26 protein-coding genes are annotated in these 24,145 nt (G+C 66.4%); 13 read left to right on the forward strand and 13 right to left on the reverse strand.

Annotated features, from left to right (window positions below):
* Positions 1-197 precede the first annotated feature (197 nt).
* From QWJ37_RS04275 to QWJ37_RS04305, 7 genes are all read left to right on the forward strand, one after another.
* The gene (locus tag QWJ37_RS04275) at positions 198-1,595 is read left to right on the forward strand and encodes an ATPase (RefSeq protein WP_227903948.1); all 1,398 of its coding nucleotides are present in this window, start codon (positions 198-200) and stop codon (positions 1,593-1,595) included.
* Positions 1,596-1,776: 181 nt separating this feature from the next.
* Entirely contained in the window at positions 1,777-2,343 is a 567-nt protein-coding gene (locus QWJ37_RS04280) for a type 1 glutamine amidotransferase domain-containing protein (RefSeq protein WP_227903946.1), read from the forward strand.
* Between the two features lie 81 nt (positions 2,344-2,424).
* Entirely contained in the window at positions 2,425-3,375 is a 951-nt protein-coding gene (locus tag QWJ37_RS04285) for a DUF2797 domain-containing protein (protein WP_290244303.1), read from the forward strand.
* A gap of 122 nt (positions 3,376-3,497) precedes the next feature.
* Positions 3,498-3,728: a hypothetical protein gene (locus QWJ37_RS04290; protein WP_227903942.1), complete on the forward strand. Its 231-nt coding sequence runs from the start codon at positions 3,498-3,500 to the stop codon at positions 3,726-3,728.
* Positions 3,725-4,174, forward strand: a complete 450-nt coding sequence (locus QWJ37_RS04295; protein WP_227903940.1) for a MaoC family dehydratase N-terminal domain-containing protein — start codon at positions 3,725-3,727, stop codon at positions 4,172-4,174. Before QWJ37_RS04290 ends, QWJ37_RS04295 begins: the two co-directional genes overlap by 4 nt.
* Before the next feature lie 5 nt (positions 4,175-4,179).
* Positions 4,180-4,611: a MaoC family dehydratase gene (locus tag QWJ37_RS04300; protein ID WP_227903939.1), complete on the forward strand. Its 432-nt coding sequence runs from the start codon at positions 4,180-4,182 to the stop codon at positions 4,609-4,611.
* A gap of 5 nt (positions 4,612-4,616) precedes the next feature.
* Complete coding sequence (locus QWJ37_RS04305; protein ID WP_290244831.1) at positions 4,617-5,681, forward strand: UDP-N-acetylmuramate dehydrogenase; 1,065 nt, start codon at positions 4,617-4,619, stop codon at positions 5,679-5,681.
* A gap of 52 nt (positions 5,682-5,733) precedes the next feature.
* On the opposite strand, the gene asd is transcribed toward QWJ37_RS04305, so the two are convergent.
* The 8 genes from asd to QWJ37_RS04345 form a co-directional block, all read right to left on the reverse strand.
* Positions 5,734-6,867, reverse strand: coding sequence for an aspartate-semialdehyde dehydrogenase (gene asd / locus QWJ37_RS04310; RefSeq protein ID WP_227928744.1), 1,134 nt, complete (start codon positions 6,865-6,867; stop codon positions 5,734-5,736).
* A 10-nt stretch (positions 6,868-6,877) separates the two neighbouring features.
* On the reverse strand, positions 6,878-7,588 hold the full coding sequence (locus QWJ37_RS04315; protein WP_290244306.1) for a dihydrofolate reductase: 711 nt from the start codon (positions 7,586-7,588) through the stop codon (positions 6,878-6,880).
* Between the two features lie 10 nt (positions 7,589-7,598).
* Positions 7,599-8,402 carry a thymidylate synthase gene (locus QWJ37_RS04320; protein WP_227928746.1) on the reverse strand — a complete coding sequence of 268 codons (804 nt, stop codon included), beginning with the start codon at positions 8,400-8,402 and terminating at the stop codon, positions 7,599-7,601.
* A gap of 19 nt (positions 8,403-8,421) precedes the next feature.
* Positions 8,422-9,246, reverse strand: coding sequence for a DUF1648 domain-containing protein (locus QWJ37_RS04325; RefSeq protein WP_227928747.1), 825 nt, complete (start codon positions 9,244-9,246; stop codon positions 8,422-8,424).
* Positions 9,247-9,313: 67 nt separating this feature from the next.
* Positions 9,314-10,282, reverse strand: a complete 969-nt coding sequence (locus QWJ37_RS04330; protein ID WP_290244309.1) for an NUDIX hydrolase — start codon at positions 10,280-10,282, stop codon at positions 9,314-9,316.
* Positions 10,282-12,507 carry an RNA degradosome polyphosphate kinase gene (locus QWJ37_RS04335; RefSeq protein ID WP_227903926.1) on the reverse strand — a complete coding sequence of 742 codons (2,226 nt, stop codon included), beginning with the start codon at positions 12,505-12,507 and terminating at the stop codon, positions 10,282-10,284. Before QWJ37_RS04335 ends, QWJ37_RS04330 begins: the two co-directional genes overlap by 1 nt.
* 94 nt (positions 12,508-12,601) lie before the next feature.
* On the reverse strand, positions 12,602-13,570 hold the full coding sequence (gene mshD, locus QWJ37_RS04340; protein WP_290244311.1) for a mycothiol synthase: 969 nt from the start codon (positions 13,568-13,570) through the stop codon (positions 12,602-12,604).
* A gap of 53 nt (positions 13,571-13,623) precedes the next feature.
* Positions 13,624-14,328 (reverse strand): response regulator transcription factor, encoded by a 705-nt coding sequence (locus QWJ37_RS04345; protein ID WP_227903923.1) that lies wholly within the window; start codon positions 14,326-14,328, stop codon positions 13,624-13,626.
* Between the two features lie 143 nt (positions 14,329-14,471).
* Between QWJ37_RS04345 and QWJ37_RS04350 the strand changes: the two genes are divergently transcribed.
* From QWJ37_RS04350 to QWJ37_RS04365, 4 genes are all read left to right on the forward strand, one after another.
* The gene (locus tag QWJ37_RS04350) at positions 14,472-15,215 is read left to right on the forward strand and encodes a hypothetical protein (protein WP_227903921.1); all 744 of its coding nucleotides are present in this window, start codon (positions 14,472-14,474) and stop codon (positions 15,213-15,215) included.
* A gap of 274 nt (positions 15,216-15,489) precedes the next feature.
* A complete protein-coding gene (locus QWJ37_RS04355) occupies positions 15,490-16,089 on the forward strand; it encodes an FABP family protein (protein ID WP_227903919.1) in 600 nt (199 codons plus the stop codon).
* A 45-nt stretch (positions 16,090-16,134) separates the two neighbouring features.
* On the forward strand, positions 16,135-17,226 hold the full coding sequence (locus tag QWJ37_RS04360; RefSeq protein WP_227903918.1) for a folate-binding protein: 1,092 nt from the start codon (positions 16,135-16,137) through the stop codon (positions 17,224-17,226).
* 62 nt (positions 17,227-17,288) lie between these two features.
* Positions 17,289-17,690, forward strand: coding sequence for an ankyrin repeat domain-containing protein (locus QWJ37_RS04365; RefSeq protein WP_227903916.1), 402 nt, complete (start codon positions 17,289-17,291; stop codon positions 17,688-17,690).
* A gap of 46 nt (positions 17,691-17,736) precedes the next feature.
* Here QWJ37_RS04365 and QWJ37_RS04370 read toward each other — a convergent pair whose 3' ends face one another.
* From QWJ37_RS04370 to QWJ37_RS04390, 5 genes are all read right to left on the reverse strand, one after another.
* Positions 17,737-18,453, reverse strand: coding sequence for a GNAT family N-acetyltransferase (locus tag QWJ37_RS04370; protein WP_227903915.1), 717 nt, complete (start codon positions 18,451-18,453; stop codon positions 17,737-17,739).
* Between the two features lie 99 nt (positions 18,454-18,552).
* On the reverse strand, positions 18,553-19,584 hold the full coding sequence (locus tag QWJ37_RS04375) for a 6-phosphofructokinase (protein ID WP_290244313.1): 1,032 nt from the start codon (positions 19,582-19,584) through the stop codon (positions 18,553-18,555).
* Between the two features lie 76 nt (positions 19,585-19,660).
* The gene (locus QWJ37_RS04380) at positions 19,661-19,897 is read right to left on the reverse strand and encodes a PspC domain-containing protein (RefSeq protein WP_227928757.1); all 237 of its coding nucleotides are present in this window, start codon (positions 19,895-19,897) and stop codon (positions 19,661-19,663) included.
* A gap of 114 nt (positions 19,898-20,011) precedes the next feature.
* Complete coding sequence (locus QWJ37_RS04385; RefSeq protein WP_227928759.1) at positions 20,012-20,416, reverse strand: hypothetical protein; 405 nt, start codon at positions 20,414-20,416, stop codon at positions 20,012-20,014.
* 2 nt (positions 20,417-20,418) lie between these two features.
* The gene (locus QWJ37_RS04390; RefSeq protein ID WP_290244315.1) at positions 20,419-21,900 is read right to left on the reverse strand and encodes a PspC domain-containing protein; all 1,482 of its coding nucleotides are present in this window, start codon (positions 21,898-21,900) and stop codon (positions 20,419-20,421) included.
* A gap of 134 nt (positions 21,901-22,034) precedes the next feature.
* On the opposite strand from QWJ37_RS04390, the gene QWJ37_RS04395 reads away from it, so the two are divergent.
* Positions 22,035-23,471 (forward strand): ATP-binding protein, encoded by a 1,437-nt coding sequence (locus tag QWJ37_RS04395; protein WP_290244317.1) that lies wholly within the window; start codon positions 22,035-22,037, stop codon positions 23,469-23,471.
* Positions 23,468-24,130, forward strand: a complete 663-nt coding sequence (locus tag QWJ37_RS04400; RefSeq protein ID WP_227928764.1) for a response regulator transcription factor — start codon at positions 23,468-23,470, stop codon at positions 24,128-24,130. Before QWJ37_RS04395 ends, QWJ37_RS04400 begins: the two co-directional genes overlap by 4 nt.
* Positions 24,131-24,145 lie beyond the last annotated feature (15 nt).

Raw genomic sequence — 24,145 nt, forward strand, 5'->3', positions numbered from 1 at the left:
TTGTTTGCCCGGATTACGCCTGCTTGCTGCGGTGCGGGTGGCCCGTGACCTGTAGCACCACCACCGTGCTCACATCTCAATACATTGGAAACATCCGAAACATTGGAAACATCCGAAACATTGGAAACAATGGATCACAGGGCCGGGCCCGTCCAGATCAATCGCCACCCCCACGGAACGAAAGACGAAGACCATCCATGACTGAGAATTATCCCCATCCCGCCGACGGGAATGACCTGCCCACCCGGCGCGGCCTGCGTGCCCGGACGGTCACGGACAGCAGTGCGGAGTGGTGGAACCAACCGCCCCAGGGCGGGGACGGCGAAGCATTCGAAGGCCGAGACGCGGCGGCGGGGGACGGCGTGGACGATTTCGAGGGTGGAAACCTGGCCGGCGTGGGGGCGTACGGCGTTGGTGGCGGCAAGGATGCCGGGGGATTTGCGGGCGCAGGCGTCAGCCCGGTCGAATCGGTGCCCGTGCTGCCTCCCCTGCCGGCGGGCATGCCGGAACCGGCGCGTCTGCCCGAAGCAGGGCGTAGCCCCGATCCGCTGCGGGACGCCTACCCCGCGGGTGAAGCAGAGCCGCCAGCCTCCGGTGATTGGACGGATGAAACGGCGGAGACAACGCACCAGCCGGTCAGCCGTGCGGAGGCGCGCACTGAACGCAGCCACCGGGAGGGACGCCGGGCGTCCTTCCTGGACCTGCAGCCCGCTGCCATCCCGGCGACCAAGGGTTTCCGCGGTCTGCTGGCCGGCCTGGGCATGCGGGTGGCCCCCTCGGCTGACGAGCTCGCAGAACGCCGGGACATGCGGGCGGTCAGCCAGCACTGGCCCGGCCCCCGGACCGTCTCCGTGGTCAACGGCAAGGGCGGGGCCAATAAAACACCCAGCACGGTTATGCTCGCTGCCGTATTCGCCCGCAACGGCGGCGGCCCGGTGCTGGCCTGGGACAACAATGAAACCAGGGGCACCCTGGGCTGGCGTACCGAGCAGGGCCCGCATGAAGCAACGGTCATGGACCTGCTGCCGCAAACCGCCGATCTGCTCTCGCCGTCGGCCCAGTCCGCCCTCCTGGCACGCTTTGTCCATCATCAGGTGGAGGACAAGTTCGACGTCCTGCGGTCCAAGCCGGACGTCCTGGCCTCGGAGCAAAAGATCACTGCCGAGGACTTCGATGCCTTGCACGAAGTCGCTTCCAAGTACTTCCGCCTGAACATTGTGGATTCCGGCAATGATGAAAGCGCCGAGCGGTGGCTGCGAATGATCGACCACACGCACCAACTGGTCATCGCAACCACCACCGTCGAGGAGCATGCCGAGGCCGGTGCACTGTTGCTTGAAGCCCTGGCAGCCCGTGGCGGCCGCTATGCGGAACTGGCGCGGAACGCCGTCGTCATTGTCAGTCAGTCGGACCGGAACGGGACGGACAGCCAGGCCCGGCGCGTGGCTGACGGGTTTGGCGAGCTGGCCCGCGCCGCCGTCACCATCCCGTATGACCCGGCCCTGCGCAAGGGGCAGATCCGCTACGATTCCCTGAAGCCGGCGGCCCAGCGTGCCTGGCTGGCGGCAGCTGCTGCTGTTGCCGAGGGGTTGTAAACAGCCGTTTCGGACACATTCGGCTGCAGCAGAGTTCTCCCAGAGCTAAATAAGGTTGCTGATTATCAGCAACCTTTCATAGGGTGGGGGACAGCGGAAGCCGCAGGGCTTCCGAAACCGTAAAGCACCGCCGCTGCCACCGGATCACTACGGTGCGCGGCTGAATGAACGGAGACACACCATGGCACAGCACGATATTTCCGGCAAGAAGGTCGCCTTCCTCCTCACCGACGGGGTGGAGCAGATTGAGCTGACCAGCCCGTGGGAAGCCGTGAAGGACGCCGGCGGGCAGCCGGTCCTCGTCTCGCCCAAGCAGGACACGGTCCAGGGCTTCGACGGCGTGGACAAGGGCGAAACCTTTACGGTTGACCTCAACGTTGCCGATGCCAAGGCCGAGGAATTCGATGCACTGGTGCTTCCCGGCGGCGTCGTGAACGCAGACTTCCTGCGCGTTGACAAGGATGCCCAGAAGTTTGCGCGAGCCTTCTTCGAAGCGCACAAGCCGGTGGCCTCCATCTGCCACGGTCCCTGGCTGCTGATCGAGGCGGATGTGGTCAAGGGTCGCGACATGACCTCCTACCACACGCTCGCCACGGACCTGAAGAACGCAGGCGCCAACTGGAGCGACGAGGAAGTGGTGGTGGACCAGGGTCTGGTCACCAGCCGTAACCCGGACGACCTCCCGGCCTTCAACGACAAGCTCGTTGAGGAAATTGCCGAAGGTGAGCACGAGGGCCAGCACGCCTAACGGCCTGCCGGTTCACCGCCAAGGGGTGGGGTAACGTGAAAATCGTTACCCCACCCCTTGGCGTTTCGGAGGCTTCTTCCCGTGACTGACGCAGAACCGGCAGCGGAGGATTCCGCGGCAGGGAGGTTCCTCTGCTCCGGCACTGCCTGGGACACCTCCGGGGCCAGGCTGACGCTGCACACCCCCGCCGGGGAAGCCCGCGCACTGCGGCTGGACCCGGGCACCGAACTGCGGTTTCGGATCCTGAACGGACCGGACAGCCCAGGGCGTTTTTGTCTCGGGTTCTGGCAGGTCACCGGCGACGGCGTCCAGGTCCACACTCCGTGCCCGGCACAGGCAGCGGCCGGGCGCGGTTACCAGTGCGGTCCCTGCTTTGCACGCGACGAGGTCCGCGGCATCCACAACAGCCACCGCTCGCCCACCTTGCCTGAACCACTGCGACGCTATCTCGACCAGCCGCACTGGCTTTATGTGGCCACTTTCGCTGACGGGGCCACGAAGGTTGGTACTGCCGCGAACCCGCGCAAGCAGCTGCGCCTCATTGAGCAGGGCGCCGTCCGTGCGTCCTTTGTGGCCCGCGCCGCTAACGGACTGACCGTGCGGGTGCTCGAAGACGCTGTCACCTCGCTGGCCGGGCTTCCCCAAGCCGTCCGTGCAGGCGCCAAAACCGCAGCCCTGACCCGGCCGCTGGCGGTCACCGCGCTGGAAGCCGTCAATGCAGAGGCCTCCGAATCAGCGCGCGCGGTGCTCGACAGCACCGGAATGGACGGGTTCTCCGCCGTGGAGGAGCAGTGGGTGCCGCCTGCACAGTTCGCCACCGTGCTGGAGACGCCCTGCGAGCCCTATCCCACCGATCCCGGCGCCGGGGAGCACGGCATGATCATTGAAGCGGTCCTGGGGGCCACGGCCCTGGTCCGGGTGGACGGCGAAAGCGGGTTCTTCGCAGCGGACCTGTCCCGGCTGAAGGGCCGGCGTCTGGAGACGGGCGCCTACCGCACCCGCATGCCCGCGTTGCAGACGGCACTGTTTTAGCCGGCAGGAGGCAAAACAGGGCGGCCTGCGTCAGGGCCGCACTGCCGGACGCCGGGCGGAGGCTGCCTGAGGAGCCGGTGCCCCGTTCCGGCCCGCGGCGCCCGTCCCTGTATTCTGAAGACATGCTAAATACCCCCTGGGAAACCGGCTCGCCCCTGTATCGGAAACTGGTAGTAAGCGCGCTGGCGATCAGCGGTGCCGGGGTGCTCCTGGTGCTGCTGGGCGCCGTCATGGACAACCAGGTGATGATGTACATCGCCCTGCCGTTGATAGTTGTGGGACTGAGCACGCACCTGAGCGGTATGGTGGTGCGGGCCAGGGACGCCCGCCGCCGAATCAAGGGAACCAAATGAGCATCAACCCGGACCTGCAGGGCCGCACCTACCCGGCAGGGGAGGTATACCAGGTGGGCCGCGAGAAGATCCGTGAGTTCGCCGCTGCCGTCAAAGCCACCAATCCCGCGCACTTCGACGTCGCCCGTGCCCGTGAACTGGGGTACACCGACGTCGTGGCACCGCCTACCTTCGCCGTCATTGTGGCCCAGCGGGCAGACGCCCGGCTGGTGGCCGATCCCGACGCGGGCATCGACTTCTCCCGCGTGGTGCATGCCGACCAGCGGTTCACCCACCACCGTCCCATCGTGGCCGGAGACGAACTGGTGGCAGAGTTGCACGTCGATTCGGTCCGGGCGATGGGCGACGGCGCCCTGATCAGCACCCGTGCCGAGATTTCCACACCTGACGGGGAACGCGTCGCCACGACCCTTTCATCCATCCTCGTCCGCGGAGAGGGCAAGTAACCCACATGTCGATTGCCTTGAGTGAGCTTTCCACCGGCACCGAAATCGGATCGGCAGTGCTGGAGATTTCCCGCGCCGATCTTGTCCGCTACGCCGGTGCGTCCGGTGACTTCAACCCCATTCACTGGAATGAGCGGTTTGCCCGCCAGGTGGAGCTGCCCGGCGTGATCGCCCACGGCATGTTCACCATGGGTGCCGCCGTGCAGATGGTCAGTGACTGGATCGGCGATCCGGGAGCCGTGATTGATTACCAGACCCGCTTCACGCGCCCCGTTACGGTGGAGGACACCGACGGCGCCCCCGGTGCCGTAGTGAACGTCACCGGCGTCATTGGTGCCATTGACCTGGACAATTCCACCGCCCGGGTAGACCTGACGGTGACCTTCAACGGCCAGAAAGTGCTGGTCAAGGCCCAGGCAGTGGTGCGGATCTGGTGACTGCACTGACCCGGATGCCGCTGGCGTCCCTGACGACCGCCCGCGTGGGCGGACCCGCCAGCCGCTACCTCGAAGCGGAGACCGAAGACGAACTGATCATCGCCATCCGCGCTGCGGACGAGGCCCGCGAGCCCCTGCTGATCATCGGCGGCGGCTCCAACCTGCTGATCTCTGATGAGGGCTTCGACGGCGCCGTGATCCGTATTGCCACCCGCGGCCTGCAGATCAACCGCACCGGCGGCGGCCAGGCCGTCCTGCGGGCTGAAGCCGGACAGCCGTGGGACGAACTGGTGGCGTACACCCTGGCTGAGGGCTACTCCGGTCTCGAGGCCCTTTCCGGAATTCCCGGGCTCGCCGGCGCGACGCCGGTGCAGAACGTGGGTGCCTACGGCGCCGATGTGTCCCAGTCCATCCGATTGGTGCGTGCCTGGGACCGGACCGAACGCACCGTGGTGGAGTTCAGCAACGCCGCACTGGAGTTCGGGTACCGGGACTCGCTGCTCAAGCGCAGCACCGTCAACGGCTCGCCGCGCTATGTGGTGCTCAGTGTGGAGTTTGTCCTGACCGAAGGCCACACCAGCGCTCCGGTGCGGTACGCCGAGCTGGCCCGGGCACTGGGCGTCGGAATAGGTGAATCCGCCGACGCCGTGGACGTGCGCCGGGAGGTGCTGCGGCTGCGGGCGGGCAAGGGCATGGTGCTGGATGCCTCCGACCCGGATACCTACAGCACCGGTTCCTTCTTCACCAACCCGATTGTCGACGCGGAAACGGCTGACCGGCTGCCAGAGGACGCGCCGCGGTACCCGGTGGAGGAACCCGGCCGGGTGAAGCTCAGCGCGGCCTGGCTGATCAGCCACGCCGGTTTCCGGAAGGGCTTTGGCCTGGCACCGGAAGACGGCACCGGAGGACGCGCCTCACTGTCCACCAAGCACACACTGGCCGTCACCAACCGGGGCACAGCCTCCGCGGGGGACCTGCTGGCTGTTGCCCGGGCCGTGGCCGACGGCGTGGAGAAGTCCTTTGGTATCCGGCTGCATCCTGAACCGGTTCTGGTGAACTGCTCACTTTAGGCACGGCACGCCTGCGCGCTGCGGTGGCAGGGCGCAGGCGGCGGTCGGGCGCCTACAGGTTTCCGGTGGCGATGCGCAGCATCCGGCGCAGCGGTTCGGCAGCGCCCCACAGCAGCTGATCACCAATGGTGAAGGCGCTGATGTACTCCGGACCCATTTCCAGCTTGCGGATGCGTCCCACCGGGATCTGCAGTGTTCCCGTCACGGCCACCGGCGTCAGCCCGGCCATGGTGGCTTCCTTCGTGTTGGGCACTACCGTGGCCCACTCGTTGTCAGCGTCGATGATCTTTTCGATCTCCTCCACGGACAGGTCCTCCGTCAGCTTCAGCGTCAGGGCCTGGGAGTGGGACCGCATGGCACCGATGCGCACGCACAGCCCGTCGAACGGAATACGTCCGGAGGAATCGCGGCCGAGGATCTTGTTGGTCTCAGCCCCGCCCTTCCATTCCTCCTTGGACATACCGTTGCCCAGGTCCGCATCAATCCAGGGAATGACGGAGCCGGCCAGCGGCACGCCGAAGCGGGACGAATCCATCTCCGGGTTCTTTTGCTGGGCCAGGACGGCACGGTCAATCTCCAGGATGGCCGACGCCGGGTCCGCCAGTTCCGAGGCCACGGCACCGTTGAGCGCACCGAACTGGTTCAGCAGCTCCCGCATGTGACGGGCACCACCGCCGGAGGCCGCCTGATAGGTCATGGACGTGCCCCACTCCACCAGGCCGTTGCGGAACAGTCCGCCCAGGCCCATCAGCATGCAGGAAACCGTGCAGTTGCCGCCCACGAAGTTCTTCACGCCCCGGGCCAGCCCTGCGTCAATCACGTCGCGGTTGACCGGATCCAGCACGATGATGGCGTCGTCTTCCATCCGCAGTGTCGAGGCGGCATCGATCCAGATCCCGTCCCAGCCGGCTGCACGCAGCTTCGGGAACACTTCGGCGGTGTAATCCCCGCCCTGCGCCGTGACGATGATGGGCAGCTTTGCCAGTGCATCGACGTCGTAGGCGTCCTGCAGCGGTCCCGCGCCGGCAGCGAAGGACGGGGCGGCACCTCCGGCGTTGGAGGTGGAGAAGAACACCGGGTTGATCAGGTCAAAGTCGCCCTCGTCCTGCATGCGCTGCATCAGGACGGAGCCAACCATGCCGCGCCAGCCGACGAAGCCTGCAGTGGGAACGGAGGAAGAAGTCATGCGTTCCAGTTTAGGTCAGCGGTGCCCCGGCGTCGTGGTCGGTTACGTCACTCCTGGCCGGGTCGCGGGTCCACAACGCAATCCGGTAGTTGGTGCCGTTTGCAGCCGTGTACCAGCCGGCAGCCGGGCTGACACCTGCGAAGGTCCAGTCTGCGCCCAGATGCGGGGCATAGGTGTCGCCTTCGGCAGCGGTGTCAATCACGGTTACCACCGCCGTATGCGCCACCGGGACCGCTGCCTCATACAGCTGGGCGCCTCCGATGATCCAGATTTCCTCACTGCCGGGGCTGGTCCGGGCAACCTCGAGCCCCTCCTGCAGCGAGCGGACCACGACGGTGTTTTCGGCGGTATCCGCCAGGCCGGAGTGGGAGGAGACGATGATGTTCGTCCGCCCGGGCAGCGGACGGTACGCGGCCGGGAAGGATTCCCACGTGCGCCGGCCCATGATGACGGGGTGGCCGGCAGTGGTCTTCTTGAAGTGCGCCATATCTTCAGGCAGGTGCCAGGGCATCCCGCCGTCCCGCCCGATCACACCGTCGGCTGTCTGCGCCCACACCAGGCCAATAACCGGTCCGTTGCCGGGAGCACTGCCGCGGGCCCGGAGGACCTGGTGCAGGTCCGCGCCCCGGGCATCGGTGCCGCCGCCGACGGGGTAGTAGAGCGTGGAACCGGCCGGGGCTGCAGCGGTCTCTGGCGTTGCGGTGCCGGGGAACTCAGTCATAAACGTCCTTTCAGACGGCAATGGGTGCTTTGATACCGGGGTGGTGCCGGTAATCGAGGACCTCGAAGTCCTCCAGGGCGTAATCGAAGATGCTCTCCGGGGTCCGGCGGATGTGCAGCTTGGGGTAGGGGAAGGGTTCCCGGCTCAGCTGTTCCCGGACCTGGTCGACATGGTTGTCGTAGATGTGCACATCGCCGCCGCTCCAAATGAACTCGCCGGGTTCAAGACCCGTCTGCTGGGCGACCATGAGGGTCAGCAGGGCATAGGAAGCGATGTTGAAGGGCACGCCCAGGAAAGTGTCTGCGGAGCGCTGGTAGAGCTGGCAGGAGAGCCGGCCGTCAGCAACGTAGAACTGGAACATCGCGTGGCACGGCGGCAGGGCCATGTTCTCCACCTCTGCCGGGTTCCAGGCAGTGACGATGTGCCGGCGGGAATCAGGGTTCTTCCGGATCCCCTCCACCAGCTTCTCGATCTGGTCAATGTGCCCGCCGTCGGGGGTCGGCCAGGAGCGCCACTGGACACCATAGACCGGTCCCAGTTCGCCGTCGTCGTCCGCCCATTCGTCCCAGATACTGACGCCGCGTTCCTGCAGCCAGCGGACGTTGGAGTCACCGCGCAGGAACCAGAGCAGCTCCAGGGCCACTGACTTGAAGTGCACACGCTTGGTGGTGATCAGCGGAAAGGACTCGCTGAGATCAAAGCGCATTTGGCGGCCGAACACGCTGCGCGTGCCGGTACCGGTGCGGTCGGACTTCTGCGTGCCGTTGGCCATGACATCACGCAGCAGGTCTTCATACGGGGTAGGAATGCTCACTCGGCCAGTCTAGAACAGGTCAGCCCGCAAACAGGGGGAAAGCGATGCCGGCCACAAGGCCTGCCACGCTGATCAGGGCGATCGCCAGATAGAAAGCCAGCCCGGCGGGACGGCCGGCATTCAGTGTCACGCCCACGCCTATCCGTTTCGGGACCAGGACCCGGGGATCAGCGCGGTTGGTGTAGATGCCGGCGCGGTAATTGCTGCTGTCGTACACGGGATCCCCGTCCGCGGGTTCTCCGGCGGCGGCTGCCCCGGCCGCCGTGCCGTCAACCGTTCCGTCAACCGGCCGGCCTGCCGCGGCAACGTCCCGGCGGTACCGGCGCAGTGCTGCGAAACCCAGGCCCGCCATGGCGAGCAAAAACGCCACGGTGGGAAGGAGGAATTCGGCCGTGGAGCCGTCCGGCGGAAGGAGCCAGCCCCGCAGCGCCAGCCAGGCGAGCAGCAGGCTGAGCGCGAAGGTGGTGCCGCCCAAAAAGAACCGGGTTGCCCGCAGATTGGCGGCATGCGCTGCCGCATCATCGCGCACCTGCCCGGACCACTGTGCCAGCCGCGGGGCGAGCGCGGCAGTGCCCAGCAGGAACAGGATCAATCCGAGGGCTATCAGCGGCACCGCAAAAACGGACAGCAGGGACTTCTCTGCGAAACTGTCCGCCTGCCCGGCACCGTTCCAGTGCACCGGCAGGGACTGAGGCAGCCCCGGGTAGAGCCAGGCGCCGATACCGGCGGTGGCAATCGTCACTGCGACGGATGCCAGATACCAGGTATAGGCCAGATACCAGGTATAGGCAGGGCCTGATCGGACCGTTGACGCAGTCCTGCCGTCCTCTGTTGTACCCGTCATAAGCTTTCCCCCTTCACCAGGGGACAGCGTAACAAAGGGGCATCCGCGGGCACCCGGCCCCGGCCTCTCAGTCGTCGAACGCCCGGTACTTTTCCAGGGAAAGAATCCGGCCTTCATCGGCGTGGCTGACCTGGCAGATCACGGCCTCGCCGGGGGCAAGGTAGGGGTCCTTGTCCGGAAGCCCGGAGGCCATGTCCGCGGGCATGTGCGCGGCCAGGGTGTCAAAGACCAGCGGCAGCACGGGGCGGTGCGTGCACACCGCCACCGGCTTGGCCTTGTCGAACAGCGCTTCAATGGCGCTCCGGGCCTTGCCCGGCTTGCGCCGTGCGTTGTGTTCGGTCAGCGCGTCAACGGTCTTGAACTTGGTCCCCTGCGCTTTTACATAGGGCCGCACGGTCTGCACACAGCGGAGCCACGGGCTGGACACCACGCGTTTGGGCCGCCAGGCCACCAGCAGGCGGGAGACGGCCAGTGCCTGCCGCAGCCCGCTGGCCACCAGCGGACGTTCTCCCTCAGCACGGGTCCAGGAGGAACGCGGTTTGGCCTTGGCATGCCGGACGATGATCAGCGGCCAGCTGTGCAGGCGCTGCTCGTCATAGGCGAGCACCAGTTCCTGCAGCGGCAGCCGGTCCGTGGGGTTGGTCAGCGACTCCCCGGCTTCCTCCGGGCTGCACCAGCGGACCCCGTCCACCTCCCTGCCGTCCGGGGTGGGCTTGTCTGAGTCAACCCGTGAGGCCCAGTAATGCACGATCTTCATCCCGGAGGCCACCGGGTACACGGTCGCCGGCAGCGGAATGCCCAGGGTGATGTTGATGCCTACCTCTTCGCGGACTTCCCGCACGGCGCATTCCGGGGTGGTTTCACCGGCGTCAAGCTTGCCCTTGGGCCAGGACCAGTCGTCATAGCGGGGACGGTGGATCATCAGGACCTGCAGCTTTCCGTCCCGCACACGCCAGCACAGGGCGCCCGCTGCCACCACCTTGAGTGGGATGTCCTCCTGCGCCGCGGACACGGTCCCGGGTTCGGTTGCTTCCATCAGCGGCGGGCCACGGAGCGCTGGCGGGACCGCGACGCGAGCAGCCAGGACTGCACATCCTGCAGCGGGTTGCCTTCCGCGTCCTTGTGGTAACGGGTCCAGATGCCCTCCGGGTCCAGATGCCAGCTGGCGGTGCCGGGATCCATGTACCGGTCCATCAGTGCCACCAGATCCGCAACATCCTCCTTGGACGCCAGCTGGACCAGTGCCTCAACCCTGCGGTCAAGGTTGCGGTGCATCATGTCAGCGGAACCGATGAACACCACCGGGTCGCCGCCGTTGGCGAAGGCGAACACCCGGGAGTGTTCAAGGAAACGGCCCAGGATCGAGCGCACTGTAATGTTTTCGCTCAGACCCGGCACGCCGGGCCGTACCGAGCAGATGCCACGGACAATCACGTCCACCTGCACTCCGGCCTGCGATGCCCGGTAGAGCGAGTCGATGATCGCTTCGTCCACCATGGAGTTGACCTTGATGATGACCCGGGCGTTGAGGCCGGCCTTTTTGTTCGCGATTTCCCGTTCAATCCGGTCGATCAGGCCCGAGCGGACCGAGCGCGGAGCAACGAGCAGGCGCTTAAAGGTGGACTTCGGAGCGTATCCGGAGAGCTGGTTGAACAGTTTGGTGAGGTCCTCGCCCACCTGTTCGTTGGCGGTGAGCAGTCCCAGGTCCTCGTAGTAGCGGGCCGTACGGGGGTGGTAGTTGCCGGTACCGATGTGGCAGTAGCGGCGCAGGCCGTCCACCTCCTGCCGGACCACCAGGGAGAGCTTGCAGTGCGTTTTGAGGCCCACGATGCCGTACACCACGTGCACCCCGGCCTGCTCCAGCTTGCGTGCCCAGGAGATGTTCGCCTGTTCGTCGAAGCGCGCCTTGATTTCCACCAGTGCCAGGACCTGTTTGCCGGCCTCGGCGGCATCAATCAGGGCGTCCACAATGGGGGAGTCGCCGGAGGTACGGTACAGGGTCTGTTTGATGGCCTGCACACGCGGATCGGCCGCAGCCTGCTCCAGGAAGGCCTGCACCGAGGTGGAGAAGGAATCGTACGGGTGGTGCAGCAGGATGTCCCGGCGGCGCATCGCGGCGAACACGTTGGCCGGCTTGGAGGTCTCGGACTCCTTCAGGTGGCGGTTGGTGTGCGGGACCTGCTTGGGGTAGTGCAGGTCCGTCCGGTCAATCCGGCTGATGCCGGAGAGGCCGCGCAGATCCAGGGGCGCCGGCAGGACGTACACCTCGTCCGATTCCACGCCCAGCTCGCGCTCGAGCAGTTCGCGGATGTTCGGGTTGATGTCCGGGGTGACTTCGAGGCGCACGGGCGGACCGAACCGGCGGCGCAGCAATTCCTTCTCCAGCGCCTGCAGGAGGTTCTCGGCGTCGTCCTCTTCCACCTCGAGGTCTTCGTTGCGGGTGACGCGGAAGGTGTAGTGCTCAATGACGTCCATGCCGGGGAACAGCTGGTCCAGGTGCTGGGCGATGATGTCTTCGAGCGTAATGAAGCGGGCGGTGCGCCCTGCCACGTTGCCCGCACGCGGGCCGTCGACCGAGATGAGCCGCGGCAGCTGGTCCGGGACCTTGACCCTGGCAAAGAACTCCTTGCCGCTGACCGGGTTGCGGACCACCACTGCCAGGTTCAGGGAGAGGCCGGAAATGTAGGGGAAGGGGTGGGCCGGGTCCACGGCCAGGGGAGTCAGGATGGGGAAGACCTTGGCGGCGAACTGTTTGTGCAGGTTCGCCTTGGCGGCCTCATCCAGTTCATCCCAGCTGAGCAGGTAAATCTGTTCCTCGGCCAGGGCGGGGCGGATCTGCCGGGCAAAAACGTCGGCGTGGCGCTGCTGCAGCCGGTACCCGGCTGCCACGATTTCCTCCAGCTGTTCGATCGGACTCATCCCTGCCGCGGAGGGGACCGCGAGTCCGGTGGCGATGCGGCGCTTGAGGCCGGCAACGCGGACCATAAAGAACTCGTCCAGGTTCGAGGCGAAGATGGACAGGAAGTTCACCCGCTCCAGCAGGTACAGCTCCGGATCCTCCGCCAGTTCCAGGACGCGGGCGTTGAAATGCAGCCAGCTGATTTCCCGGTCCAGGAACCGCTCCGGCGAGATGTCCCCGCTGGGCAGCAGGGCAGGGCCAAAGTCCGGGATGTCGATGCGGTCCTGGGTTGCCCGCGGCGCCGACATGGCCTCGGCAGACCCAAAGGTCGAACGGGGCTCGGCGGCGGTATCGAAATCCATAGTGTCTCCCTGAGGTACTGGCGGCGGGGCAGGGCCAACGGCGCGGATAACCCTGCCGGGCCCTGCTTCAACAACATTACAAGCTGCGGGCGCGCTAGGCGGGGGCGTACATCACGTCCTGGTCCCAACGCACAAATCCAAGCCGCTGGTACAGGGCCACGGCGGCTGTATTGTCCGCGTCCACGTACAGCATCACGGCATCAAGTCCGGCCCGGTGCAGGTGCTCGATTCCGGCGATGGTCAGTGCCTTGCCCAATCCCATGCCCTGGGCGCGGGGACTCACCCCCACCACGTACACCTCGCCGATGGCCGGGTGTCCGGCGGTGCCCGGGTGCACCTTCGTCCAGTGGAAACCCAGGATTCCGCCGTCGCCGTCCACGGCCAGAAGGAAACCGGCCGGATCGAACCAGTCCTCCTGCATGCGGGCCTGCAGGTCCGACAGGCTCATGCCGCCCTGCTCAGGGTGATGCGCGAAGGCGGCGGCGTTGACCGCAAGCCACGCCTGCTCGTCCTGGCCGGGCACAAAGGCACGCAGTGTGACGCCCTCGGGAAGCACGGGCTCCGGCAGCGATTCCTGCAGCGCCGAGCGGCTCAGGCGCATCTTCCACAGATCGCGCACCGGCCGGTATCCGAACCGGGCAGCGAGTTCCACAGCTGCCTCATGGTTTCCGTGTGACCAGGCAGCGGGCCGGGCATCGGCCGCGCCCTGCACGGCTGTTGCCAGTGCCGTGCCCACCCCCTGGTTGCGGTAGTTCGGGTGCACCACCATTTCCAGCACGCCCGGGCCGCCCGGTGTATCGGAAACAAGGACGGCGACGCCGGCCAGCCAGCGGCCGCTGCCGGTGTCCGAACCGCCGTCGTCGGCGTAGGTGGTGAATACGGCCAGTGAGCCGGGATCGGCATCCGCGGAGCGCAGGTCAACGAGAGTCTGCTCGGACAGGGGCGGATTGCCATCCGAGTCCTGTGCTGCGGACGCCAGCTCCAGGATGTCTGCCAGCGCCCCGGGTTCGGGGGTGCCGCGGGTTTCAAGTACCGGCCAGGCTGTCTGCTGTTCTTCACTCATGTCGAAAGCCTAGCGCGGGAGCAGCCTGCGGGCGCGGGTCGGAGCCCGCAGGATCACGCATCCTGGCTGGCAGAGGCAGCGGTTTCCGCACGGGAGCGGGTGAAGCGGTACCCGACGTTGCGGACCGTGCCGATGAGGGTTTCGTGGTCCGGGCCGAGCTTGGCCCGCAGCCTCCGCACGTGGACATCCACCGTCCGGGTACCCCCGTAGTAGTCGTACCCCCACACCTCGTGGAGCAGCTGGTCGCGGGTAAACACGCGGCCGGGATGCTGTGCCAGGTACTTAAGGAGTTCAAATTCCTTGTACGTCAGGTTCAGGGCGGTCCCGCTGACCCGGGCGGTGTAGCTCGCCTCGTCAATAACGACGCCGGAGGCGTGGATTTCGGAGGAGGCTTCCTCTGCCTCCGAACGGGTGCGGGCCGAGGCGAGGCGGAGCCGGGCTTCGAGCTCGGCCGGGCCGGCAGTGTCCAGGATGACGTCGTCGGAGAGCCAGTTCGGCGCGACGGCGGCCATCCCGCCCTCGGTCAGGATCAGGATGAGCGGTGTGCCCAGGCCGGTAGCCTTGAGCAGCTGGGTCAGCGAACGGGCCCCCACCAGGTCCCGGCGGGCATCCACCAGGATGACGTCGCAGGGGTCGGTGTCCAGCAGGGCCGTAGGCTCGGCGGGAACAACGTGCACCTTATGGTTCAGGAGTTCCAGGGCAGGCAGGACGTTCACTGACGAACCGGAACTGTTGGTCAGGAGCAAAATGTGCGACATAGGTCCTCCGAATGTTGGGCGCACATCATTGGGCACAATCTTCGCCGATCCGCGTGGCAGGAAGTGATCGAAAGTATACCCATCGGGTGTTCGCGGGCCTGTCGCTTTTCACCTGTGCTCCGTAATAAGGCAGGATAACTAGGGTGAAACTATGGAGCTTAGCGGTGCCGGCGGCGCTCGCCATTATCGGTATCGTGGGTGCTTCCTACCTGTCCGTGCCGGTGGTGGCGGTCTTCTGCGGGCTGGCCGCGGCCCTCACGGGAATCTGCTGGCCGCATCTGATCGGCGTACCGGCGCGCAAGACCCAGGGCGCTGTGCTGGCCCTGGTCGGGGCCGGCGCCGTGGCCGGGGCATACTTCGCGCCCGCCGCCGCCATGCTCACCTGGCTGCCGGCAGCCGTGGCCGTGGGGGTGGGGGCTGTTTTCCTTATCCAGCTCCTCCGCGGCACCGGACAGGCGCACCGTCTGGAATCAATCGTCGGCATCATGTCCGGTGTCCTGGTAACCGCCCTGGCCTCCGGCTGGGTCGCAGCGGACCGGCTGGCCGGAACCGCAGGTAATCCTGCCCTGCTCACCGTCACCGGCAGCGCCGCACTGGCCGCAGTGGCCGTGTCCCTGATACCCGTCCCGGACCGGATGGCTGCACCCCTGGGCGTGGTGGCCGGAGCGCTGACTGCGGCGCTGGCAGCACTGGTGGTTTCCGGCGTGGCGTGGCCGGTAGCTGCGTTCTCCGGCCTGGTGGTCGCCGCCGTGGTGATGGCCTTCCGCCGCCTGGTCCTGTCACGCGACGGGCAGACCAACGCGGCCGGGCAGCTGGCCCTGGGCCTGGCGCCGGTGCTCGTGCTGGGATCAGTAGTGTATTTCCTGGGCAGCCTCCTGCTCTCCTGACATACCCCGTCAACCCGGGTCCGGTTTTTGCCCGGGGACGCCTGCCGTGATCGAATGGCAGGAAGGAAACTGTTCCTCCCGCGCGTTAGGATGTAGCCATGCTTGCACTCGAAATCTTCTTCATCGCCCTGCTGGGTGTCACCGGCCTTGGTATGGCTGCCTTCGCTGCACTGGTTGTCTCCCGCCTGTACAAGGGCCAGAAGTAACTCCCTGTCACGCGTAGGAACTGCGTAGTACCGGCCCCCGCCCGCAATACCGAAGGACAGGTTGCGCCATGCCCATGGAGATCCCCACAGATCTGACCCCCGAACTGGTTCCCCTGTCCTGGCTGATCGGCACCTGGGAAGGTTCCGGCCGGCTGGGTGAAGGCGAAGCCGACTCGGAGCACTTCACCCAGAAGGTCACCTTCACCCAGAACGGCCTGCCGTACCTGCAGTACACGGCCGAAAGCTGGCTCACCGATGAACAGGGCACAGTGCTGCGCCCGCTCGCCGTGGAGACCGGATTCTGGGCCCTGGACCGGCCCCTGAACGACGCCGACGGCGGGCCCGGGCTGGTTCCCGCGGACATTGTGCCGGCCCTGCGCAGTGCTGACGAGGTCGAAGAGCTGCGCAACGATGCCGGCGGCTTCGACATCACCGCCACCATCGTGCACCCCGGCGGTATCTCCGAACTCTATTACGGCTCCATCAAGGGCCCGCAGATCCAGCTGGCCACTGATCTGGTGATGCGCGGCGTCAACTCCAAGGAATACACCGCCGCCACCCGGATCTACGGGCTGGTCAACGGCGATCTCTACTGGCGCTGGGACGTGGCCTCCTCCGGTGAAACACTCAAGGCCCACGCTTCGGCCATCCTGAAGAAGACGGCCTAGACCCTTCCCGGAATAGGCCGGCATGGAAAGGACGTTGCACCCTTTATGACGTACTCCAGCCCCCTGCTTTCCCGCCACGGTGCCGTTGAAGCCGCCGGACTCGACGCCGGAACAGCGGCCCACTACGGCGACCCGCTGCGCGAACAGCGCGCCCTGGCCCGCGGCACCGCCGTCGTTGATCTTTCCTACCGCGGCGTGGTGACGGTCAGCGGCGAGGACCGGCTCAGCTGGCTGAACACCCTGTCCTCCCAGCAGGTGGGCAACCTGCAGCCCGGCGTCAGCTCCGAGCTTCTGCTGCTCACGGTGCAGGGCCGGATTGACTACGATGCCCGGATCATCGATGACGGCACCACCGCCTGGCTGCTGGTGGAGGCTGCCGAAGCGCCGGGCCTGACGGAGTGGCTGCAGCGGATGAAATTCATGCTCCGGGTCGAGGTCACCGATGTCTCCGACCAGTGGGCAGTGGCCGGCACCACCGCCGAGGTTCCCCAGTGGGAGCAGTACCTGCGCTGGACCGACCCGTGGCCGCACATCGCCCCCGGCGGATTCGCCTATACGGCAGTGCCGGAGGAAACCCACCCGGGCCTTGAGCGTCCGTGGTTCGAATACCTCATCCCGCGCGGTGAATTCGAAGCAGCCATTGCCGCTTCCGGACGGACGCTGGCGGGCTCCATGGCGGCCGAGGCGCTGCGCATCGCTGCCTGGCGGCCCCGGCTCGGCGCGGAAACCGATGAGAAGACCATTCCGCACGAGCTGGATCTGATCCGCACTGCTGTGCACCTGGCCAAGGGCTGCTACAAGGGCCAGGAAACCGTGGCCCGGGTGCATAACCTGGGCCACCCGCCGCGGAGGCTGGTATTCCTGCAGCTGGACGGCTCCCAGCACACGCTGCCGGCGGCCGGCAGCCCCGTGATGCTGGGGGAGCGGACGGTGGGAACACTCACCTCAGTGGGCGGACACTATGAAATGGGTCCGGTGGGCCTTGCTGTGATCAAGCGTTCCGTTGATCCGGCGGCCACGCTGGTGGTGAACGACGACGGCGAACTGTACGCCGCCGCGCAGGAACCCATCGTGGCCCCCGACGCCGGAGCCGTGGTTGGACGCGCCACCGGTTTCCTGAAGGCGCCCCGCCCCTAGCCGCTGACGTGTCCGGCACAGCGGCACGACGTATAGACAAACCTGCCTTTAGAGGAGATGTAATGAGCACCCCGGAATCCCGTCCAGAGATCGACAACGACATCATTGAGCTCGCCGGGCTGGTGTTCGATGCCGCGCGGGCCGGAGATACCGCCGGGATCCGCGGCTATCTGGATGCCGGTGTGCCGGTCAACCTGACCAACGGCTCCGGCGACACCCTGATTATGCTCGCGTCCTACCACGGGCATGCGGAACTTACCGGACTGTTGGTGGAGCGCGGTGCAGATGTGAATACCCGCAATGACCGCGGCCAGACACCGCTGGCCGGAGCAGTGTTCAAGGGCTATCAGGAGATTTTCCGCATCCTGCTCGATGCCGGAGCAGATCCGGACTCGGGTTCCCCCACGGCCCGCGAAACTGCGGGCTTCTTCAAACGCCAGGAAATGCTGGACCTGCTGGGCTGATCCGCCGCTGAAGAAGCGGGCCGCAGAACCCGTTCCCGGCCCGGCGTCAGGCGGAGAGGGACACCGAGGTACGGACGCCGGCCGGGATGAAACCGGAGCCCATGGCGGTCCTGGCCGCGCCGACATTGTCCAGAGGCGCACGCCACTGGGGAATGAGTCCGCCGGCCATGGCATCCTCTAGGGCTACGGAGCTGATGTAGCTGCCCAGGCCGCGCAGCCGGTGGCCGGGTGCGGTCAGCACGCTCATGTCGGCCAGAATGCCGTCGGTGATGCTGTAGCCGGCCCCGGCGACGGGCCGGGGATCGTCCTCCGAATCGTCAACAAGGACAAATACGTCTTCCTTGCCGGCGAGTCCGGCCTCCGCGACGTCGTCCGGCGGGCACAGCCGCTCCAGTGCCACGGCAAGGTCCGGGTCATTGGCCACCGCGAGGTCCTCGAGCGGGGCCAGTGCAGGGAAGGCGTCGGCAAAAAAGAGCTGTTCGGCGCCAAGTGCCCGGCCGCCGAATTCCATGGACATCTGCATCAGGCCGGAATGGCGGGTCAGTTCCACGGCTGATTTGGTCCGTGCCCGTGCGGCTGCCCATTCGGGGCCGCTGAAAACCTCCGTGCCGAAAAGCCGCAGGAAACAGACGGTTTCCGACTGCTCGCGAACGCTGTAGATACGCTCGTCGGCGTCGGTCGCCGCGAGGGCGTCATCGGCAAGGCCCAGATGCCGTGAGAAGGCCAGCTGGATGATCGCGATGGTTCCCGGGTCCAGATTCATTTTTTCAACCTACACCCGGGTAGGGAGCCCAAGGCAAACGCCGGTCCGCACCGGAAAGAGCCTGTGAAGGCCTGGTTCCGGTGCGAAACGGCTATATGGCTAGCCGAAAAGAATGGCTGCTTCGTCGTAACGGCTTTCAGGAACGGTCTTCAGGTTGCCCAGTGCCTTTTCAAAACCGACATGCACAATATCCGTACCGTGCAGCGACACCATGGTTCCCCAGAGTCCGTCCACCACCGAGTCAACGGCAGCCATGCCCAGCCGCGTGGCAAGAACCCGGTCATAGGCAGTGGGAACACCGCCGCGCTGGATATGGCCCAGAACAGTGGCCCGGGTTTCAATCCCTGTCCGCGCCTCAATCTCGGGAGCAAGGAGTTCCCCGATACCGCCCAGACGGGGCCGGCCGAAACTGTCCAGGCCGCGCTCGGAGTGGGGGGATTCCATATCGGTGGTGACAAAGCCTTCCGCCACCACTACCAGCGGCGCACGTCCGCGGTCATGGGCCTCGTTCACCCACTGGGCAATCTGGTCCAGGCTGACCGGGTGTTCGGGAATCAGGATGGCGTGGGCCCCGGCAGCCATGCCGGAGTGCAGGGCAATCCAGCCCACGTGCCGGCCCATCACTTCGGCCACCATGCAGCGGTGGTGGGATTCGCCGGTGGTGCGCAGACGGTCGCAGGCCTCGGTGGCAATTTCGACTGCGGTATCGAAACCGAAGGTGTAGTCGGTGGCATCGAGATCGTTGTCCACCGTCTTCGGCACACCAACAATCTGCAGCCCGGCGTCGGTCAGCCGCTGTGCCGCAGCCAGGGTGCCCTCGCCGCCGATCGCTATCACGGCGTCGATGCCCAGCCGCTTCAGCGTTGCCTTGATCTTCTCCGGACCGCCGTTGGGGCCTTCGAACGGGTTGGTCCGGGAGGTTCCGAGAATGGTGCCGCCCTGCTTGGAGATTCCGCGGACCCTGGAGCGGGGCAGATCCATGATGTCGCCATCAACCACTCCACGCCAGCCGTCACGGAATCCGACAAACTCAATGTCCTCGTATTCCTTGATGCCTTTGAGGACAGCACCGCGGATCACCGCATTAAGGCCGGGGCAGTCGCCTCCGCTGGTGAGAATACCGATCTTCATGTGAATACCCCTGGATCTGGTTGCGGCTGTTGGGTGCTGTCTATGATTCTAGCCAGCGATGTGAGCTGCGCTAAGTTCAGGGGCTCACCAGACGCTGCAGGAGGATGCTTCCGTCCTGTTTCGGCAGCAGCAGCCAGGCCACCACGTAGGTGCCGATGCCCACAAAAGGCAGCAGGAAGCTCAGGAGAACAGCAATCCGGACCAGCGAGACATCCCAGCCGTAGGTCGCTGCGATGCCGGCGCAGACGCCGCCGAGCCAGCCTTTGCTCCGTTTGACGGGGGAGGAACGGAGGACCGAGAAGAACTTTTCCATGGATCAAGCCTTATCTGATAGTGGCGAAATAGGGAAACCAGTGCCGGAATAGGGAAACGGAACCGGGCGGGTTCCATGCTGCGGGGTGGGGGCGGCGGGGGTGGGGAGGGGTAACTAGCGGCCGCGGTTTTTCGCCATTGCTGCCAGGAAACCGCCCGCCAACAGGGCGAAGCCTGCTCCGAGGGCAACCCCGAGGATAACCAGCACCGGATCCACCGAAAGGTTCACGGTGGTGGCCAGCAGCAGAAGAACCGCGAGGGTCACCAGTACCAGGCCCCAGACCACGGTACCGACCTGCAGCTGGCGGGGTGCAGTCCCCGCTGCTGTGTCCGTTTCCGCTGCGGTGTCCGTTTCGGGTGCCGGAGCCCGGGTATCCGCGCCCGGAGGGGTTGGGGCCGGGTCCCCGGCAGTACCGCCGTCGTCGGGAAGGGTGGGGGACTGATACTGGTTCGCCGACGCATCCGAACCGCCGGTGGCGTACTGCCGGCCGAGGTAGTCCCTTTCACTGTCCTGCTCCATGGCTACAGATCGCTTTCTTCAGTGGTGACAAGTACGTTGCCGGCAACGCTGCGGATATCGATGATGATCCGTTCGCCGGCGGCATCGTTGTTGAGGGTGTGTTCGGTGGAGGCCTGCCACAGTCCGCTGTAATCCCGGCTGTCCGTGCCGTCATGTGTTTTCACGTTTCCGGCGACCGTGGAAAACCGAACGGTGACCGGTGAATCCTCAGGCACCAGGACACTGATGTTCCCTGCCGCAAGGCTTACCGGAACCTCGTAGTCTCCCGACACCTGCGTGTCGCGCAGATCCACCGTGCCGTTGCCGGCAATGGCGGTATAGCCGCCGGATGCCTGGGCTGCATCCCGGGGCGACCAATCGCCGTTGCTCATAACGGCCAGGTTGGAGTGGGTCATGCCGGGCTGGGCCAGGAAGGCGATAACGAGGGCAGCCGCGGCGGCAGATCCAACCCCGCCCGAGTGCCGGCCCACCAAGCCAAGGATCACGACGCCGATACCGAGAACTGCCGCCGTGGCTGCCAACGCCACGGACAGCGGGGCCGCCAGATCCAGGACATTGACGTAGTCCAGCGCCAGCACGGTCCCGCCGGTCAGCAGTGCCGCACCGAACAGGGCGGCCAGATAGGCGCCGGGTGCACCGGGAACCTTGGCGGGACCGGAGCCGTCCTTTTGCATGGACGGCACGGATGACCTGGATGTCGCCGACGCCGACGGCGCCGCAGAGGTCCCCGGCGCCGCGGAGGTCCCCGGCGTCGCGGCCGGGCCGGTTGCTGCAGCCGACGGCGGGACTGTTTCACCGGACGGCGTGGCCGCCCCCGCATTGGTCCCGGCGGGAGGCATGCCGGTCTTGGCCAGCGTCACGGGAGTCCCGGCCGGGGATGCAGCGGGTGCATCGGCGGACCCGGACCCGGTCCCGGTCCCTGACCCGCCGCGGCCGGCAGCGCCGGACATAAAGTGCTGCAGCTGTGCTTTGCCCTTCGGGGTGGACGCCCAGTACAGGGCGCCAATTCCGGCGGCGATCCAGAACAGTGTCCACACTGTGGCTCCGAACCAGCTGTCCATGCCGAGGAAGGAAATGCTGGGACCGCCTGTGCCAAGAACGGCAAAAACCACGGCCCCGGTCATGCCGGCGGACCAGTTGCCGCGGATTGCATCCTCGGCATGGATGCGGCCGTCCGGTTCGGGCAGCAGCGCCCAGCCCACCCCGTAGATGAGGAACCCGACACCGAAAATCCCCATGACAATAAACAATCCGCGGATCAGCACCGGGTCCAGTCCGGTCCGGGCAGCAATTCCCGAGGCCACGCCGCCAAACCAGCGCTCGTGGCCGCGGATGATTCCAAATGAACGGATCCAGTCGAAGAACCCGTTGTGTCCTCCGCGGGACACCGGAGTGCCGGAAGCGGTGCTCCCGGCCGCAGGATGTGCCTGCGGGGCAGGTTCCGGGCGCTCGGCCCCGGGATCGGGTGATGGTGAAGGATTCATGTATCCAGTCTTCCGCCGTCGGAGCCCCGCCGCATCAGGGACTACCCTGAGATACCCCTGAAGAGTCCGGCCAGGAACCCGGATCTTGGCTCAGGAGCCGGTGAACACGGCTCCGATCGTGCTTGGATAGCATCATGAGAGAACCGTTGGTGCGTCCCCGGGACCGGATTGTGGCCGGTGTGTGCAGCGGGTTGGCTGCGCACCTGGGCTGGCCGGTCAAGCTGACGCGTGCCGTCATGGGCGCCATGATCCTTGCCGGCGGGACCGGGCTCCTGCTTTACGGCTGGCTCTGGATAATGGTTCCCACCCAGGAAGAGCAGGAAAAGAAGGAGCAGGTCCAGGCCGGTCCGCTCAGAATTGCGGATAACTATGAACGGCAGGCCCGTGAGGCTGCCGCGCCGGCCTCCAGTGCTTTCCACGGACTGGGCAAGGCGGGCCAGCGCGAGGTGGCCGCCGGAATTGTGCTCCTGCTGGTTGCCGCCGTGTTTATTGCCCAGCGCCTGGGCGCAGACCTGAACTGGGGCCTCTTTGTCCCGGTGGCAGCCATTGCCGGCGGGGCCGTGCTGGCCTGGACGCAGCTGGATGAGAGCCGACGGGCAGGTCTGGTTAACAGTGCCGGGGCGGACCGTGCTTCCGGGATCATCCGGCTGTCCGCGGGACTGCTGCTGGTGGTAGCCGGTGTGCTGGTGGTGGTTTCCGGTTCCGTGAGCTGGGACGTGCTGGTAGCCGGGCTGCTTGCCTCCGCGGCGGTCCTGGCCGGTGTAGCCCTGGTGTTCACACCGTGGGCCGTAAAGCACTGGCGGGACCTGGAAGCGGAGCGGGCCGGACGCATCCGGCAAACGGAGCGGGCCGAAATTGCTGCCCACCTGCATGACTCGGTCCTGCAGACCCTCGCCCTGATCCAGAAGCGTGCCGGCTCCGAACAGGATGTCATCCGCCTGGCACGTGCGCAGGAGAGGGAACTGCGCCAATGGCTCTACACGGACCGGGCACGGGCGGAAGACCATCTGGTGGAGTGCCTGCGCCGGATTGCCGCGGAAATCGAGGACGCGTACGGCCATCCCATCGAACTGGTAGCGGTCTCCGATGCGGAACTCGATGAGCGCAGTGAAGCGCTGTCCTCTGCCGCGAGGGCGGCCATGCTGAACGCTGCCCAGCACGCCGGGGGGACCGTTTCGGTGTATGTTGAGTGCCGGCCGGACCAGCTCGAGGTCTTTATCCGTGACCGCGGTCCCGGTTTTGACCTGGCCGATGTCCCCGAAGACCGGATTGGTGTCCGCGGGTCCATCATCGGCAGGATGGAACGCGCCGGCGGCAGCGCCGGAATCCGCAGTACCGCAGATGGCACCGAGGTCCGGCTGGTGCTTCCGTTGCACGGCGGCGCCGAGAACCAGGCACCGGCCGCGTCCGGTCCTGCCGCCCGGAGCGCGGCGAGACCGGCTTCGGCGGGACCTGCAGCTAGGAAAACCGCCCCGGCCGCCAACGGTTCCTCCGCATCCCGCAACGCCCCGCCGGACGGGGCAGCCCCTTCGACCATCCGCGTATCCAGTGACGGAGCAAGCCACACATGACCGACCTTTCCCACCAGCCGATCAGCGTCGTCGTGGTGGACGACCATGCGATATTCCGTTCGGGGCTGCGGGCGGATCTTGATACCCGGCTCCACGTGGTGGCTGAGGCGGACAGCGTGGAAACCGCCATCGAGGCGATTACCCGCGAGCAGCCCGCCGTCGTCCTGCTGGACGTTCACCTGCCGGGAGGCAACGGCGGAGGCGGCGCCGAGGTACTGGCCGGCTGCGCAGCACTGCTGGGGAAAACCAGGTTCCTGGCCCTGAGCGTGTCCGACGCAGCCGAAGATGTGGTGACGGTGATCCGGGCCGGCGCCCGGGGCTATGTCACGAAAACCATCTCCGGCGCCGAGATTTCCGACGCCGTGGTCCGGGTAGCCGGCGGTGATGCCGTCTTTTCGCCCCGGCTCGCGGGGTTTGTGCTCGATGCCTTCGGCACGGCCAGCGTGGCATCCGTGGACGACGAACTGGACCGGCTCTCCGCCCGTGAGCTGGAGGTCATGCGGCTGATTGCCCGCGGCTACAGCTACAAGGAGGTGGCCAGGGAGCTCTTTATCTCGGTCAAGACGGTGGAAACCCACGTGTCCTCGGTGCTGCGCAAACTGCAGCTTTCCTCACGGCACGAACTCACGCGCTGGGCTGCGGACCGCCGCCTGCTCTAAGCGCCGGCCTGCTCT

It is taken from the genome of Arthrobacter sp. YD2, from assembly GCF_030410475.1.
Classification (GTDB): Bacteria; Actinomycetota; Actinomycetes; order Actinomycetales; family Micrococcaceae; genus Arthrobacter_B; species Arthrobacter_B zhangbolii.

Coding starts and splice junctions, on each gene's coding strand:
- QWJ37_RS04335 (WP_227903926.1), bottom strand. CDS start 12,507: ATGGATTTCGATACCGCCGCCGAGCCCCGTTCGACCTTTGGGTCTGCC.
- QWJ37_RS04280 (WP_227903946.1), top strand. CDS start 1,777: ATGGCACAGCACGATATTTCCGGCAAGAAGGTCGCCTTCCTCCTCACC.
- QWJ37_RS04375 (WP_290244313.1), bottom strand. CDS start 19,584: ATGAAGATCGGTATTCTCACCAGCGGAGGCGACTGCCCCGGCCTTAAT.
- asd (WP_227928744.1), bottom strand. CDS start 6,867: ATGACTTCTTCCTCCGTTCCCACTGCAGGCTTCGTCGGCTGGCGCGGC.
- QWJ37_RS04315 (WP_290244306.1), bottom strand. CDS start 7,588: ATGACTGAGTTCCCCGGCACCGCAACGCCAGAGACCGCTGCAGCCCCG.
- QWJ37_RS04385 (WP_227928759.1), bottom strand. CDS start 20,416: ATGGAGCAGGACAGTGAAAGGGACTACCTCGGCCGGCAGTACGCCACC.
- QWJ37_RS04395 (WP_290244317.1), top strand. CDS start 22,035: ATGAGAGAACCGTTGGTGCGTCCCCGGGACCGGATTGTGGCCGGTGTG.
- QWJ37_RS04295 (WP_227903940.1), top strand. CDS start 3,725: ATGAGCATCAACCCGGACCTGCAGGGCCGCACCTACCCGGCAGGGGAG.
- QWJ37_RS04380 (WP_227928757.1), bottom strand. CDS start 19,897: ATGGAAAAGTTCTTCTCGGTCCTCCGTTCCTCCCCCGTCAAACGGAGC.
- QWJ37_RS04275 (WP_227903948.1), top strand. CDS start 198: ATGACTGAGAATTATCCCCATCCCGCCGACGGGAATGACCTGCCCACC.
- QWJ37_RS04290 (WP_227903942.1), top strand. CDS start 3,498: ATGCTAAATACCCCCTGGGAAACCGGCTCGCCCCTGTATCGGAAACTG.
- QWJ37_RS04365 (WP_227903916.1), top strand. CDS start 17,289: ATGAGCACCCCGGAATCCCGTCCAGAGATCGACAACGACATCATTGAG.
- QWJ37_RS04390 (WP_290244315.1), bottom strand. CDS start 21,900: ATGAATCCTTCACCATCACCCGATCCCGGGGCCGAGCGCCCGGAACCT.
- QWJ37_RS04400 (WP_227928764.1), top strand. CDS start 23,468: ATGACCGACCTTTCCCACCAGCCGATCAGCGTCGTCGTGGTGGACGAC.
- QWJ37_RS04370 (WP_227903915.1), bottom strand. CDS start 18,453: ATGAATCTGGACCCGGGAACCATCGCGATCATCCAGCTGGCCTTCTCA.
- QWJ37_RS04330 (WP_290244309.1), bottom strand. CDS start 10,282: ATGGAAGCAACCGAACCCGGGACCGTGTCCGCGGCGCAGGAGGACATC.
- QWJ37_RS04360 (WP_227903918.1), top strand. CDS start 16,135: ATGACGTACTCCAGCCCCCTGCTTTCCCGCCACGGTGCCGTTGAAGCC.
- QWJ37_RS04300 (WP_227903939.1), top strand. CDS start 4,180: ATGTCGATTGCCTTGAGTGAGCTTTCCACCGGCACCGAAATCGGATCG.
- mshD (WP_290244311.1), bottom strand. CDS start 13,570: ATGAGTGAAGAACAGCAGACAGCCTGGCCGGTACTTGAAACCCGCGGC.
- QWJ37_RS04355 (WP_227903919.1), top strand. CDS start 15,490: ATGCCCATGGAGATCCCCACAGATCTGACCCCCGAACTGGTTCCCCTG.
- QWJ37_RS04345 (WP_227903923.1), bottom strand. CDS start 14,328: ATGTCGCACATTTTGCTCCTGACCAACAGTTCCGGTTCGTCAGTGAAC.
- QWJ37_RS04325 (WP_227928747.1), bottom strand. CDS start 9,246: ATGACGGGTACAACAGAGGACGGCAGGACTGCGTCAACGGTCCGATCA.